This is a genomic window from Nonomuraea sp. NPDC049625 (assembly GCF_040675285.1).
Taxonomy (GTDB): domain Bacteria; phylum Actinomycetota; class Actinomycetes; order Streptosporangiales; family Streptosporangiaceae; genus Nonomuraea; species Nonomuraea angiospora_A.
Genome location: NZ_JBFAOQ010000021.1, coordinates 44,552 through 58,371, shown reverse-complemented (window position 1 = coordinate 58,371; position 13,820 = coordinate 44,552). Strand labels below are relative to the sequence as shown.

The 13,820-nt window shown below is 71.0% G+C and carries 14 protein-coding genes, 1 pseudogene and 1 riboswitch; of the genes and pseudogenes, 7 read left to right on the top strand and 8 right to left on the bottom strand.

Annotated features, from left to right (window positions below; all coding sequences use genetic code 11):
* The first annotated feature begins 40 nt into the window (after nucleotides 1-40).
* Nucleotides 41-958 carry a carbohydrate kinase family protein gene (locus tag AB0J87_RS54285; RefSeq protein WP_363981701.1) on the top strand — a complete coding sequence of 306 codons (918 nt, stop codon included), beginning with the start codon at nucleotides 41-43 and terminating at the stop codon, nucleotides 956-958.
* Nucleotides 955-2,169 (top strand): aminotransferase class III-fold pyridoxal phosphate-dependent enzyme, encoded by a 1,215-nt coding sequence (locus tag AB0J87_RS54280; RefSeq protein ID WP_363981698.1) that lies wholly within the window; start codon nucleotides 955-957, stop codon nucleotides 2,167-2,169. The genes AB0J87_RS54285 and AB0J87_RS54280 overlap by 4 nt, the downstream gene beginning before the upstream one ends.
* Here the strand turns inward: AB0J87_RS54280 and AB0J87_RS54275 are convergent.
* From AB0J87_RS54275 to AB0J87_RS54260, 4 genes and pseudogenes are all read right to left on the bottom strand, one after another.
* Nucleotides 2,166-3,011 (bottom strand): alpha/beta fold hydrolase, encoded by an 846-nt coding sequence (locus tag AB0J87_RS54275; RefSeq protein WP_363981695.1) that lies wholly within the window; start codon nucleotides 3,009-3,011, stop codon nucleotides 2,166-2,168. The genes AB0J87_RS54280 and AB0J87_RS54275 overlap by 4 nt on opposite strands.
* 251 nt (nucleotides 3,012-3,262) lie before the next feature.
* Nucleotides 3,263-3,538: pseudogene (locus AB0J87_RS54270) on the bottom strand (hypothetical protein); the annotation flags it as partial.
* Nucleotides 3,539-3,926: 388 nt separating this feature from the next.
* Nucleotides 3,927-4,062, bottom strand: a riboswitch (cyclic di-AMP (ydaO/yuaA leader).
* A gap of 166 nt (nucleotides 4,063-4,228) precedes the next feature.
* Nucleotides 4,229-4,429 carry a DUF5302 domain-containing protein gene (locus tag AB0J87_RS54265; RefSeq protein WP_350728198.1) on the bottom strand — a complete coding sequence of 67 codons (201 nt, stop codon included), beginning with the start codon at nucleotides 4,427-4,429 and terminating at the stop codon, nucleotides 4,229-4,231.
* Between the two features lie 48 nt (nucleotides 4,430-4,477).
* Entirely contained in the window at nucleotides 4,478-5,926 is a 1,449-nt protein-coding gene (locus tag AB0J87_RS54260) for an MDR family MFS transporter (protein WP_363981691.1), read from the bottom strand.
* Nucleotides 5,927-5,982: 56 nt separating this feature from the next.
* Here AB0J87_RS54260 and AB0J87_RS54255 point away from each other — a divergent pair, with 56 nt between their 5' ends.
* The 3 genes from AB0J87_RS54255 to AB0J87_RS54245 all read left to right on the top strand — a co-directional run bounded on the left by AB0J87_RS54255 (nucleotide 5,983) and on the right by AB0J87_RS54245 (nucleotide 8,056).
* On the top strand, nucleotides 5,983-6,477 hold the full coding sequence (locus tag AB0J87_RS54255; protein WP_363981688.1) for a PadR family transcriptional regulator: 495 nt from the start codon (nucleotides 5,983-5,985) through the stop codon (nucleotides 6,475-6,477).
* A gap of 110 nt (nucleotides 6,478-6,587) precedes the next feature.
* A complete protein-coding gene (locus AB0J87_RS54250; RefSeq protein WP_363981685.1) occupies nucleotides 6,588-7,556 on the top strand; it encodes a rod shape-determining protein in 969 nt (322 codons plus the stop codon).
* A gap of 59 nt (nucleotides 7,557-7,615) precedes the next feature.
* The gene (locus tag AB0J87_RS54245) at nucleotides 7,616-8,056 is read left to right on the top strand and encodes a hypothetical protein (RefSeq protein ID WP_363981682.1); all 441 of its coding nucleotides are present in this window, start codon (nucleotides 7,616-7,618) and stop codon (nucleotides 8,054-8,056) included.
* A gap of 37 nt (nucleotides 8,057-8,093) precedes the next feature.
* Here the strand turns inward: AB0J87_RS54245 and AB0J87_RS54240 are convergent, their stop codons facing one another.
* Genes AB0J87_RS54240 through AB0J87_RS54225 form a run of 4 tightly spaced genes read right to left on the bottom strand, consistent with a single transcriptional unit; the run spans nucleotide 8,094 to nucleotide 11,660 of the window.
* Nucleotides 8,094-9,314 carry an ABC transporter permease gene (locus tag AB0J87_RS54240; protein WP_363981679.1) on the bottom strand — a complete coding sequence of 407 codons (1,221 nt, stop codon included), beginning with the start codon at nucleotides 9,312-9,314 and terminating at the stop codon, nucleotides 8,094-8,096.
* Nucleotides 9,314-10,009 (bottom strand): ABC transporter ATP-binding protein, encoded by a 696-nt coding sequence (locus AB0J87_RS54235; protein ID WP_363981676.1) that lies wholly within the window; start codon nucleotides 10,007-10,009, stop codon nucleotides 9,314-9,316. Before AB0J87_RS54235 ends, AB0J87_RS54240 begins: the two co-directional genes overlap by 1 nt.
* Nucleotides 10,006-11,139, bottom strand: coding sequence for a peptidoglycan-binding protein (locus AB0J87_RS54230; RefSeq protein ID WP_363981673.1), 1,134 nt, complete (start codon nucleotides 11,137-11,139; stop codon nucleotides 10,006-10,008). The genes AB0J87_RS54235 and AB0J87_RS54230 overlap by 4 nt, the downstream gene beginning before the upstream one ends.
* On the bottom strand, nucleotides 11,139-11,660 hold the full coding sequence (locus tag AB0J87_RS54225; protein ID WP_363981670.1) for a hypothetical protein: 522 nt from the start codon (nucleotides 11,658-11,660) through the stop codon (nucleotides 11,139-11,141). The genes AB0J87_RS54230 and AB0J87_RS54225 overlap by 1 nt, the downstream gene beginning before the upstream one ends.
* Nucleotides 11,661-11,816: 156 nt before the next feature.
* Between AB0J87_RS54225 and AB0J87_RS54220 the strand changes: the two genes are divergently transcribed.
* Together AB0J87_RS54220 and AB0J87_RS54215 are read left to right on the top strand one after the other, a co-directional pair.
* Complete coding sequence (locus AB0J87_RS54220; RefSeq protein ID WP_350728207.1) at nucleotides 11,817-12,473, top strand: response regulator transcription factor; 657 nt, start codon at nucleotides 11,817-11,819, stop codon at nucleotides 12,471-12,473.
* Between the two features lie 26 nt (nucleotides 12,474-12,499).
* Entirely contained in the window at nucleotides 12,500-13,819 is a 1,320-nt protein-coding gene (locus AB0J87_RS54215) for an ATP-binding protein (protein ID WP_363981667.1), read from the top strand.
* Nucleotide 13,820 lies beyond the last annotated feature (1 nt).

Here is a 13,820-nt window from a genome sequence, read left to right as displayed (position 1 = left end):
CTCCATTGACTTTTTATTCGGACGTCTGTCTATTTAGACTATGACCGTCGCCACCGTCGGCGTCCACATCGTCGACATTCTCGCCAGGCCCATCGATCACATCCCCGAGGGCCAGGACACCGTACTGGTGGAGCAGATCCGCCTCACCGCCGCCGGCGCCGCCGCCGGGACCGCCGTCGACCTGGTCAAGCTGGGCAACCCCGTGATCACCATGGGAGCCGCCGGCGACGACGAGCTGGGTGACTTCCTGGTGGCGGTGCTCGCCAAGCGCGGCGTCGACGTCTCGCGCCTCGTGCGCAGGGCGGGCGAGCAGACGGCCGCGTCGATCCTGCCCATCAGGCCCGACGGCGGACGGCCCAGCTTCCACGTGCCGGGGGCCAATCTCAGCGTGACGTACGCGGACCTCGACCCCGACGTGCTGCGCGGCGTGCGGGCGATCCACCTGGGCGGGATGGACGTCACCTTCGGCCTCGGCGACCCGGCGTTCTTCGCCCTCCTGGACGAGGTACGCGCGTCCGGCACCGTCATCACCATGGACCTCCTTTCGGAGATGCCCGACTTATTGGGAATGGCCCGCGCTTTCCTGCCGCACGTGGACTACGTGCTGCCGAACGAGTCGCAGGCCCTCCTCATGACCGGCGCCTCCGACGTCGGCGAGGCCGCCCGGGCCCTGCTGGCCGACGGGCCGCGCGGCGTGCTCGTCACGCTGGGGGCCGCGGGCAGCCTGGTGGTCACTGCGGAAGGCGCGGAGACGGTGCCCGCACTCAAGGTGGACGTCTCGGACACGACCGGCTGCGGGGACGCGTACTGCGCGGGGTTCCTGACGGGACTCCTGCACGGGCAGGACGTGCTGACCGCGGCCCGCTGGGGCACGGCCGCCGCCGCCCGCGTCGCCACCGGGCTCGGCTCGGACGCCGGCCTCATCGATCTCGACTCGACTCTAAGGACTCTCGGATGACCGACGCAGAACTCCGTCAGCGCGCACTGAAGGTCGTCCCCGGCGGCATGTACGGCCACCTCAACGCCGCCCTCTTCGCCCCCGGCTTCCCGCAGTTCTTCGAACGCGGCGAGGGCTGCCGCCAGTGGGACGTGGACGGTCGCGAGTACATCGACTTCATGTGCAGCTGGGGCCCGGTCGTGCTCGGCCACCGCCACCCGCGCGTGGAGGAGGCCGCCGCCCGGCAGGCCGCACTCGGCGACTGCCTCAACGGCCCCGGCCCGGTCATGGTGGAGCTGGCCGAGCTGCTGGTGGACACCGTGCCCAGCGCCGACTGGGCGATGTTCTCCAAGAACGGCACCGACGCCACCACGCAGGCGCTCATGGTCGCCCGCGCCGCCACCGGCCGGACCAAGGTCCTGATGGCGCACGGCGCCTACCACGGGGCGGACCCCTGGTGCACTCCCTCCCTGGCGGGCACGACGCCCAACGAGCGGGCCGACCTCGTGGAGTTCACGTACAACTCACTCGAGTCCTTGGAGGCCGCGGCGGCGACCGTGGAGGGCGACGTGGCGGCGATCATCGTGACGCCGTTCAAGCACGACTCGTTCGAGGACCAGGAGCTGGTGGAGCCCGCCTTCGCGCGGGGCGCCCGCGCCCTGGCCGACCGGCTCGGGGCCGCGCTGGTGATCGACGACGTGCGGGCCGGGTTCCGGGTCGATCTGCGGGGTTCCTGGGAGCCGTACGGGGTGCGGCCCGACCTGACCGCCTGGTCGAAGGCCATGGCGAACGGCTACCCGATCGCCGCCGTCACCGGCACGGACGCGCTGCGCGGACCGGCGCAGACGCTGTACTCGACGGGGTCGTTCTGGTTCTCGGCGGTCGCCATGGCGGCGGCCAAGGCGACCATCGAGACGCTGCGCGACACGGACGGCATCGGCGCCATGGAACGCGCGGGCACGCAGCTCCGCGAAGGGCTTTACGCGCAGGCCAAGTCCCACGGGTTCGTGGTGAACCAGACGGGACCCGTCACGATCCCGTGGCTCAGCTTCGACGGGGACGCCGACCTCTCCGTCGCGATGTGGTGGAGCGACGCCTGCCTGCGGCACGGGGTCTACCTGCACCCGTGGCACAACTGGTTCATGTCGGCCGCGCACACGGAGGCCGACGTGGCCAGGGCGCTGGAGGGCACGGACCAGGCGTTCGCGGAGACCCGTGCCCACTTCGGCTAGGGAGCGGTGAGCTTGCTGATCTCGGCCACGACGGACGGCCAGAGCGGGCGCGGCAGGTCGTGGCCCATGCCCGGGTAGGTCACCAGCCGGGCGCCCGGGACGGCCGCGGCCGTGGCCTGGCCGCCCGCGACCGGGACGAGCTGGTCCGCCTCCCCGTGCAGCACCAGCGTGGGCACCCGCACCCCGGCGAGCCCTGCCGTGCGGTCGCCCGAGGCCATGATGGCGGCGAGCTGCCGGGCCGTCCCGCCGGGGTCGAAGCAGCGGTCGAACGCGAGTCCGGCCAGCAGGGTGATCCGCTCGCGGTCCAGCTCGTATCCGGGCGAGCCGATGACCGACCAGGTCAGCACCGCCTGGGCCTGGACCGCTTCGCGGTCGGCGGGGGGCGCGGCCATGAGGGTGGCGAGCGCGGCCTCGGTGGGCGGGGCCGCCGAGGGGCCGGGGGTGGACATGATCGAGGTCAGGGTCAGCACCCGGTCCGGGTGGCGGATGGCCAGCGCCTGGGCGATCATGCCGCCCATCGACGCTCCGACCACGTGGGCGGCCGGCCAGCCCAGCGCGTCCATGAGTCCCGCCGAGTCGTCGGCCAGGTCGTCCAGCAGATACGGCGAGGGCGCCCCCATCGCGGGAACGCCCTTGTCGTGGAAGTGTGTGGAGAGACCGGCGTCGCGGTTGTCGAACCGTACGACGTGGTGTCCCTGGTCCGCCAGCAGCGCGCAGAGCCCTTCATCCCAGTGGATGAGCTGCGCGCCGAGCCCCATGATGAGGAGCAGGGGGCGCCCCTCGTGCGAGCCGAAGCTCTCGTAGGCGATTTCGATGCCGTTCGCGGCTACGCGGGTGGTCACGAGGACCAGAATGACATTCTGGTCCAGGTCCGTAAAGTTCAGCCCTTGAGAAGATTGCGGACGCGGTCGCTGGCGAGCACCACGCCGCCGCCCACCGCGGCCACGGCGCTGGCGACGACGGCGCCCGTGCTGGCGCTCCACTCTCCGGCCTCGCGCGCCGGCGCCGGCACGGCCGCACCGGCCGCCGGGGGCTCGGCCGGGTTGTTGTCACGCTCGGACCAGGCGCCGGTCGAGAACGGGACCGGGTAGTTCTTCTTGCCGGGACCGTTGCCCCACTTGGTGATGACGTAGTCGACCTTGATGTGGCCCTGGCCGCCGACGCCGTCGACGCCGAGCGTCTCCATGTTGAACGAGCCGCCGGTCAGCTCCGCGAACGTCTTGCCGTCCAGGTCGAGCATGACGCCGTTGTTGGAGGGCACGCCCGGGCCGCGGTCGCCGACGAAGAAGGGCAGCTTCTTGCCGTCGTGAATCACGTATCCCTCGGTCATGAGCGGCCAGCTCGGGCTGGCGGCCAGACCTTTCTGCATGGGCTTGCCACCGGCGGGCAGACCGGTGTCCCCGGCGCGGCCGGAGGAGTCGTCCCAGAAGTACGAAGCGGTGGTCGAGCCCTTGAGCAGGACCTTCTCGTCCGTGTTGGAGTCGGCGTGGGCCGCGGTGCCGGCGATGGTGAGCGCGCCGACGGTGGAGGCGGTGAGCAGAGCGAGGGTACGCAAACCAGAACGTGCAGACATGAAAGTACAGTCCTTCGCGAGGGGGCAGGGGGATTGCGCTCGCTGAAAAAGGGCGTAGCAGGGCAAAGCACCTGACAGGGGGAAAGCTACGCGGAGCGCGAAACGAGCCTGGAGAAGGGACCGCTCAGAGGGCGGCCGTCATCACGCCGTATGGGTGTTCTACGTGATCATTCAAGTTCTGCATATGTCCTCTCCATCTCGCCTACCGGGTTAGCTGACGGGTTCGGGCGGTGGAGTTGCCCTACCGACACAAGGTCGGATTCACCCCAGGGAGGTGGGTCCCCGGCTCCCGAGTGATCGGGATTAGGCGCCAGCCGGCTGGTTCCCTTGTGTGGTCCACGCCACCGGCTGGTAAGTGGGCATCACTCTAACCACGTATTCCGGACAAACACAAACAGTTCGTCATGAATCGGTGTAAAGATCTACCTGCCTCCGGCATAGAGAAAGGGGGCACGGCATGGCCGTACCCCCTTGAAATTCCCGGCCTCAGCCGCCGCTCTTGCGCCTGAACGATCTTTTACTCGCAGCCGGACCGTGCGCCCCGTGGATCTTCGATGGGTCGCCGCCCTTGCCACCCGCGCCCGAGTCCGCGTGCTGGTTACGCTTGCGCTCCAGCGCCTCGCGGAACTTGCGCTTCATCTCGTCCTCGGGAGTCTCGCTGACTTCCGGCTCCGGTGTTTCCGCCATGAGGACCTCCATGGTGTTGGGGACTATCACAGCTTCGCATGGCGCCGCTTATGACGCGAAACTGGCCTCAACCCTGTTCTGCGGCGTGGCGGGCACCTCCAGCCGCCTGGCCGGCATCGCCACCAGCGCGATCAGGGCGAGCAGCGCCCCCGCCACCCCCAGTGACGGGATGACCGCCGCCGCGGCGGAGGCGTGCGCGGCGGCCAGGCCGTGCACGGGCGCCTCCGCCGTGACCGTCGAGGTGTAGAGGGTGCCGCCGACGGCCAGCGCCACGGAGCCGCCGATCTGGCGGAAGAAGGTCAGGTTCGCGGAGGCGACGCCGATGTACTGCGGCTCGACGGACTGCTGGGAGGCCACGGTCAGGCCGGACAGCATCGGGCCCATGCCCAGCCCGATCAGCAGCATCCAGCCGGCCAGCAGCAGCCCGTCGGTGTGCGCGGTCAGGTTCAGGCAGAGCAGGGTGCCCGCGACGAGCAGGAACGGGGAGGCGACCAGCCACGGCTTGTAGACCCTGGTCCTGGACATGAGCGCGCCCATGACGACGCTGCCCAGGACCATGGCCAGCGTCATCGGGTAGATCCTCAGCCCGGACTCGGTGGCGCTGACGCCGAGGGACTGCTGGAAGTAACGCGGCAGGAACACCACGCCGGCGTACATGCAGAAGGCCGTGAAGAAGGACGTGACGTTCACGAGCGTGTAGGTGCGGTTGCCGAACAGGTGCATGGGCATGATCGGGCTGGCCGCCCGCCTCTCGACCAGCACGAACACCGCCAGCAACGCGGCCGCGAGCACGATCGGCCCGGCCACGGCGGCGTCGGTCCAGGTGTTGCCGTCCAGGCCCTTCTCCGTCAGGCCCAGCAGCAGCGCGCTGATGGCCACGGTGAAGACCGCGATGCCCGCGTAGTCGGGGCGCCCGCCGCCGCCCACGCCCGGCCGGTTCGGCAGGCGGCGCGCGACGATGGCGATCAGCACGAGGCCGATCGGCACGTTCACGTAGAAGGCCCACCGCCAGGTCGCGTGGTCGGTGAACAACCCGCCCAGGAACGGCCCGGCCAGGTACGTCAGGCCCATCACGCCGCCGAGCGCGCCCTGCACGCGGGCGCCGTTCGTACCCGGAGGGAACATCTCCATCACCAACGCCATCGACAGCGGCAGCAGCGCGCCCGCGCCGAGCCCCTGCAGCGCGCGGAACGCGATGAGCTGCGGCATGTCCTGCGCCGCCCCGCACAGCGCGGACCCGGCCACGAACACCACCATCCCGATCAGCAGCAGCGCCTTCCTGCCGTGCTGGTCGGAGAGCCGGCCGTAGAGCGGCACGGTCACCGTCGAGGTGAGCAGGTACGCCGTCACCACCCAGACGTAGAGCGTCGTGCCGCCCAACTCGGCCGTGATCCGTGGTAACGCGGTGCCGACGATCGTCTGGTCGAGCATCGCCAGGAACATCCCGCCGAGCACCGCGAGCAAAAGGAGCCCTTGAGGCTTCATGTCATCATTCACATGTGAAGAGTGATATGTAAATTCTGACATGTCAAGTCTTCGATATGCTGGCGCGCATGTCCCTTCGGATCGCACTTCTCGGGCTGCTGGAGGCCGTGGGCCCGGCGAGCGGGTATGACCTGGCCAAGAAGTTCGAGCACTCGCTCAACCACGTGTGGCAGGCCGGGCACACGCAGATCTATCCCGAGCTGGTGAAGATGGCGGCCGACGGCCTGGTGGCGGCCTCGTCGGAGGGCGCGAGGGGGCGCAAGATCTACACGATCACCCCCGAGGGGGCGCGGGAGCTGCACACGTGGCTGGTGGAGCACGAGCCCGTCTTCGTCGTACGCAACGAGACCGCGCTGCAGGCGTTCCTGCTGCCGCTGCTCTCCACGGAGGAGGCGATCGCGGTGGTCGAGCGGATCAAGGCCGGGTACGAGGCACGGCTGGTGGTCCTCGACTGCCAGCCCGCGGAGGGGACCGGCCACTACGCGCTCCGGCTCGGGCTGGCCCAGGTCCGCACCGGCATCGAGTGGGCCGAGGAGACCCTGGCCGCCCTCAGGAGCCGCTGAGCCCGCCCGCTCAGGTAAAGGGGAACCACTCCGTTCCTGGTGTTGCGTTGGAGCGGCCCAGGAAATAGACCCCGCATGCCCGCCACGATCGCCACGTCCGCAGTCGCGTCATGAGTCTCCTCGGCCGCGACCTGGCGATGGACCTCGGGGGCTCCCGCACGCGGATCTACGTCAGGGGCAAGGGCATCGTGCTCGACGAACCCTCCGCGGTGACGATCGACGGCCGTACCGGCAAGATCATCGGGTACGGCGCGGACGCGACGGGCGAGGAGATCTGCTGGCCGGTCAGCGGCGGCCTGCCGGCCGACGGCGACCTCACCCTGCGGATGGTCAAGCACTTCCTGAGCAAGGTGCACCGGCGCCCGCTCGCCAGGCCACGCCTGATCATGGCGCTGCCCGACGGCTCCACGCCGATCGAGCGGGCCACGCTGCGCGACGTGGCGTACGAGGCGGAGGCCAGGCAGATCCGGCTGATCCCGCACTCGCTCGCGGCGGCGCTCGGCGCGGGCCTGCCGGTCCGCGACTACGTGGGCGGCATGGTGATCGACATCGGGCGCGACTCGGCCCGGATCGCCGTGCTCTCCGGTGGGGAGGCCGTGGCCACGACGGCGGTCCCGGGCGGCGGCCGGGCCGTGGACCGGGCCATCGCCCGCCTGGTCGAGCACGAGCACGGCCGCACGATCGACGAACGCGAGGCGGAGGCGGCCAAACACCACGCCGGCGCCGACGGGAATCCCGTTACCGTACGAGCCAGGGACCCCGAAACCGGTCAGGAGCACGACGTGCGGCTGCCCGTGGAGCGGATCCGGGAGGCGGCCGGTCCGGCGATCGAGTCCATCGTGTGGGCGGCGATGGAGACCGTCGAGCGCTGCCCCGCCGAGCTGACCGGCGACCTCGGGGATCGCGGCGCGGTGCTGGTGGGGGGCGGCGCGCTGCTCGCAGGGCTCGCGCAGCGGCTGCGGGAGTCCCTGGGCATGCCGGTACGGCGGGCGGAGCGGCCGCTGGAGTGCGTGGCGCTCGGCCTCGGCACCTGCGTGGACGACCTGGGACTGCGTGCCCGGCTCCGCCGGCGCCGTTGATCATTCTGTTTTCGCTTTTTTGGTGGAGGGCCCCGGACGATCTCGGATATGGTCCGATCGTGCGCGCCTGCCGTCACGGCTTATCCGCGGTGCTTCTCTGCGTCGCGGCGATGACGGCCTGCACGGCGGCGGCCGAGCTGCCCACACTCGAAGACGCCGCCCGGCAGCTCGACTCCGACGGCGGCGCCCTGCTCAGCTCCGCCGGCCTCCGGCTGTCGACCGAGTCGCCGGTGGACGACGACTCGTGCGTGCCGGGGCAGGTGCGGCGGTACTTCCGCGCCGAGAGCGACCTCGCCTCCGCCTCCTCGGGGCTGCTGGATCGGCTCCAGGAGATGGGGTACGACAAGGTGGTCGACGACCTGGACCTGCGGGATGGGGATCAGGACGTCTCCGTCCTGCGCAATCCCGAGACACGGCTGACGTTCGAGCTGACCGTGCTCTCCGGCGACCGGCCCGGCGTCCGGGTCATCGGCAAGACCACCTGTTACGCCACCGACTGACACCACCCGGCCCCTTGGGTCCGCCGCCGGGAGGGCCTCAGGGGGTGGACAGGGCCTCGGTCGGGGAGAGGCGGGAGGCGCGGATGGCGGGGTAGAGGCCGGCCGCGGCGCCGATGGCCAGGGTGGCGGCGAGGCCGCCGACGGTGGCCCAGGCCGGGACCACGGAGGGCCAGCCGCTGTACAGCGCGTAGCCCATCGTGACACCCGTCCCCAGCAGGATCCCCCCTCCCCCGCCAAGCGCCGACAGAAGCAGCGACTCCGCCAGGAACTGGGTGCGGATCTGCCCCCGGGTGGCCCCGAGCGAGCGGCGGAGGCCGATTTCGGCGCGGCGTTCCAGCACCGAGATGACCATCGTGTTGGCCACCCCCACCCCACCCACGAGCAGGGCCACCGCGCCCACCCCCAGCAGGAGGTTGGCGAACGCCTGGCTGGTCGCCTGCTTGGCGGCCAGGGCGTCGGACGGGCGGGAGACGTCCACCTCGTTGGGCGCCTCCGGGTTGGCGGTGCCGGCCAGCACCTGGCGTACGGCCTCCAGCTTGGACTCCTCCGAACGGGTGTAGAGCGTGGTCGGGTGCCCGTCGAAGCCCAGCCTGGACTCCGCCACCGGCCAGCCCACCAGGACGCCGCTGTCCAGTTCGGTGGCGAGCGCCACCGGGTTCATGACCCCGACGACTGCGAAGCGGACGCCGCCGATCACGACCTGCGTGTCAGCCCCGATCGAGCCCACCCCGAGCCGCTGGGCCGCGGAGGAGCCGAGCACGGCGGCCGGGTAGCGTTCGGTGGCGGCGTTGAGCCAGGTCCCGCTCCGCAGCGTCGCTCCGACGGTGGCGGGCAGGTCGAGGCGGGCCGCGTACGTGGTCATGCCGCCGGTCTGGGCCTCGGGGATCTCCTCCGACCGGTAGACCTTGGCCTCGCTGATGCGCCCGATCGACGAGGCCGCCTGGACGGGGCCGATCCGTTCGATCATCGCCTCCGCGTCCTTCGGCATCTGCGCGGCCTCGCCCATGAGCGTGGTTCCGGACGAGACCGTGAGCAGGTTGGTGCCGAGCGCGGAGAGCGTACGGTCCAGCTCGGCGCCCGACGAGGACGACAGCCCGACCACGCTGACCATGGCCGCGATGCCGATGGCGATGCCGAGCGCCGACAGGAAGGCCCGCAGCGGTCTCGTACGCAGGCCGACCGCCCCGACGCGCATCACGTCGCGGGGCCGCATCCTGGCCGGGGACAACTTCGGCCGGGGCGCTTCCACGACGGCCATCACACCGCCTCCAGCGGGACCCGCGCGCTGTCGGAGATGATCCGGCCGTCGCGCATCCGCACCTGCCTGGGCAGGCTGGCGGCGATCTCCCGGTCGTGCGTGATGATCACGATGGTGGTGCCGCTCGCGTTCAGCTCGTGCAACAACTCCATCACCCCCGTACCCGACACCGAGTCCAGGGCCCCGGTCGGTTCGTCGGCCAGGAGCAGCGGCGGGTCGCCCGCCACCGCCCTGGCGATGGCCACGCGCTGCCGTTCGCCGCCGGACAGCTCGTGCGGCTCGTGGTCCATCCGGTGCCCGAGCCCGACCCGTTCGAGCGCCTTGGCCGCGCGGCGCCGCCGCTCCGACCGGCTCAGGCCGGTGTAGACCAAGCCGTCGGCCACGTTGTCCAGCGCCGGGACCTTCGCGGCGAGATGGAACGACTGGAACACGAACCCGATCGTGGTGGCCCGCAGCGCCGACAGCTGGTTGTCGGAGAGCTTGGAGACGTCGTACCCGTCGATGTGGATGGTCCCGGAGGTGGGCCGGTCGAGGGTGCCGACGACGTTGAGCATCGTCGACTTGCCCGAGCCGGACGGCCCGACGATGGCGATCAGCTCGCCGTGCTCGATGCGCAGCGACACCTCCCGCAGCGCCGCCACGCCGCCGGGATACGTCCTGGACACGTCCGTCAGCGCGATCATGGGGTACGTCATTTCGGCATCCCCACGGTCATGCCCTCGGTGAGCCCGTCACCGCTGACCTCGACCCGTCCCCCGGCGAACAGCCCCGTCTCGACCTTGATGTAGCGGGACCTGCCCCCCTCGACGATCTCCAGGCCGTAGCCGCCCTCCTGTAGCGCCACCAGCGCCGCGACCGGCACGGTCAGCACGTTCTTGCGCTGGGAGGCCGTGAACGTCACGTCCACCGCCGCCTTGTCCAGCCCCTTGGCGGACTTGGACTCGCCGATCGAGACGAGCGCCTCGACCCGGGTCTCCGGCTCGGCGTTCTGGCCCTCGCCCGGCTTGACGACCGTGGCCACCTCGGTGACCTTGCCCCGTACGTTCTTGCCGTCCGGCAGCGTGACCTCGACCTTGGCGCCCTTCTTGGCCATCCGCTGGTCCTCGGCCTCCAGCTCGACCGTGACCACCTTGGACGTGCCCGTATAGGTCAGGATTTTCTGTCCCGGCGTGGCCGGCTGGCCCTCCTCGGACTCCAGGCTCTCCACCCGTACCTTGCCGGGGGCGAAGACGACCCGGCCCAGCTCGACCACGCCCGTCTCGTCCAGGCCGCGGTCCTCCTGCCACTCCTTGACCGCCTCGGCGGTGTCGTAGGTGTACTCGTCGTCGACCGTGAAACCGTCGTAGCCGAGCTTCTTGAGGTTGCGCTCCAGGTTCTCGACGTCCTTGCCCTCCACGCCGACCTTGAGGTCGCGGTAGGCGGGCGTGTCGCCGTACAGGAGCATGACCGGCTGGTTGTCCACCCGGTACAGCGACCGGCCGCGGGTGACCTGGGCTCCGCTGTCGGGCAGCCAGGTGATCGTGCCGGGCTTCCTGCTCATCGCCGTGGTCACCGGGCCGTAGCCGAGCTCGCCGTCGGCGTCCCTGGTGTCGTTCAGGGTCTGCCTGGTCACCGCGGTGGTGGCCGGGGGCAGGGCGGTGGCCGACCGGGTGGGGCCGGCGCCGCCCTTCAGCAGGCCGGCGCTGTTGATCGCCACGAACCCGCCGCCCGCGGCGACCAGCGCGATCAGGAGCCCGGCGACCACCTTGCCCCGGCCGCGCCGGCGGCGCGGCCGGGAGGGCGGGGAGCCGGGCTCCGCCTTCCCGTCGATGGTGGCCATCCCCATCACATGCCTCCCATGCCCGCCTCAGAGAGCTCCTTCTCGCACTTCTGCTGGGCGGACTTGAAATCGGGGTCCTGGCCGACCTCGGCGTTGATGCGCACCATGCCGCCCTCGGGGTCGGGGTAGGACTCGACGCCGTTGTCACGCATGCACTGGGCGACCTTGCGCAGCGCCTCGGCCCGCTGGGGGTCGATCTTGCCGCCCTCCCCGCCCATCTTCGGCGCGTACTGCTTGCACGCCTCCTGGGCGGCCTCGACCTTCTCCTGCGGGACGCTGCCGTCGAACTTCATCATGATGCCCTTGCCGGGCTCGGGGTCGGGGACCTCCACTCCGTTCTCGCGCATGCACTGGGCGAATTTGAGACCGCGCTCCTGCGGGTCCTCGCTGGGCTTCGCGCTGGCCGCGGCCTGGGTGCCGGTGCCGGACACCGACGCCACGTCGGAGCCGCCGCCTCCGCCCGAGCCGCAGGCGGCCAGGGTCAGGGTGAGCGCCAGGGCCATCGCGCTGAGGACTGGTCCTCGCATGGGTGTTCTCCTCCGTCGAATGAACGTGGTTCGAGGAGAGATGCAATAGGGGCCGCTGTTTCCTCAGCGTTTCCGTCCGCTGTTTGTTCCGCGGCTTATTTTGAGCAAATGCCGTCTACGCCACACTCAGCTCCGTAAGCAGAAGAAAGGTGCACGATGCGGGTGCTGGTGGTGGAGGACGAGCCGCTGCTCGCCGACGCGATCGCCGAGTGGCTGCGCGAGGAGACGCACGCGGTCGATCTGGCGCGCGACGGTGCGGCGGCGCTGGAACGGATCGCGGTCAACGAATACGACGTGGTCGTGCTGGACCGCGACCTGCCGCGCGTGCACGGCGACGACGTGTGCCGGGAGCTCGTCGCGTCCGAGCGCGACGCGCGGGTGCTGATGCTGACCGCCGCCGTCCAGCTCGACGACCGGGTCACGGGGCTGTCCCTGGGGGCCGACGACTATCTGTCGAAGCCGTTCGCGTTCCCCGAGCTGGCCGCGCGGGTCCTGGCACTGGGGCGGCGCTCGCGGCCGGCCGTGCCGCCGGTGCTGCGCAGGGCCGGGATCACGCTGGACCCGGCGCGCAGGGAGGTCTTCAGGAACGGGCGGTTCGTCCCGTTGTCGAAGAAGGAGTTCGCCGTACTGACGGAGCTGATGCGGGCGAACGGCACCGTGGTCTCGGCCGAGCTGCTGCTGGAGAAGGCGTGGGACGAGCACGCCGACCCGTTCACGGGCGCGGTCCGGCTCACCATCCTCAAGCTGCGCCGCAAGCTCGCCGACCCGCCGGTGGTGGAGACCGTGCCGGGGGTCGGGTACCGGATCCCATGAGCTTCCCTCGCATGAGCTTCCCTCGCATGAGTTTCCTGAGGCGGCTCGTACGGCCGCGGCCCACGCTGCGGCTGCGGCTCACCCTGTTGTTCGGCGCCCTGTTCATGCTCGCGGGGCTGACCCTGCTCGGCGTCACCTATCTGCTGTTCAACCAGCAGCTGACGAACTCGTTCGAGAGCCGGTTCATCGCTCCGCCGGGCAAGTCGAAGCAGCTGTTCTTCGTCCAGGACGGCGTCGAGCTCTCCGGCGAGGCGGCGTACGAGTGGATGCGGCAGCAGGAGCTGACGCTGCGCGGCGCGGCCATCACGTCGCTCCTCACGCAGGGTCTGATCGCGCTGGTCGTGGTCGGCGCCGTGGCCGTCTGGCTCGGCTGGGTGGTCGCCGGACGGGTGCTGGCCCGGCTGCACCGGGTCACCGAGACGGCGCGCAGGATCGCCGCCGCGCCCATGGCCGAGCGCGGGCTGCACGAGCGGATCGCGCTGGCGGGGCCGGACGACGACGTCAAGACGCTCGCCGACACGTTCGACACCATGGTGGAGCGGCTGGACCAGTCCTTCGACGGGCAACGCAGGTTCGTGGCGAACGCCTCCCACGAGCTGCGCACGCCGCTGACGCTGAACCGGGCGCTGGTCGAGCTGGCCATGCACCGCCGTACGGCCTCGGCGGAGATCAAGGAGCTGGGCGAGAGCCTGCTGGAGATCAACGCCCGCCACGAGCGGCTCATCTCCGGGCTGTTGCTGCTGGCCAGGTCGGAGCAGGAGATCACGGACCGCTCCCCGGTGGACCTGGCCGACGTCGTGACGCACGTGGTCAGGCAGACCGCCGCGGACGCCCAGGACTCCAAGGTCACCGTGCACGAGGTCACCGCGCAGGCGCCCACCGTCGGGGACGCCCTGCTGCTGGAACGGCTGGTGCACAACCTGGTCGAGAACGGCATCCGGCACAACCTGGACGACGGGACCGGGTGGGTGCGGGTGGTGAGCCGGGTCGTGTCCGGCGGCCCGGGCGGGTCGGGGGGCCCGGGCGGCCCGGGCGGGTCGGGCGGGTCGGGCGGCTCAGCCGGATCGGGCGGGTTGGGCGGCTCAGGCGGCTTCGGCGGCTCGGGCGGGAGAGCCGAGGTCGAGGTCAGCAACACCGGGCCGGACGTGCCGCCATACGAGATTCCGCAGCTCTTCAAGCCGTTCCACCGGCACGGGGCCGAGCGCGTGATCACGGCCAGGAGCGCGGGGCTGGGGCTGTCGATCGTACGGTCGGTGGCAGTGGCGCACGGCGGGGACGTCCGGGCGGAGCCCAGGGAGGGCGGCGGCCTGGTGGTGACCGCGTCGCTGCCGCTCGCCTTCCATTAGC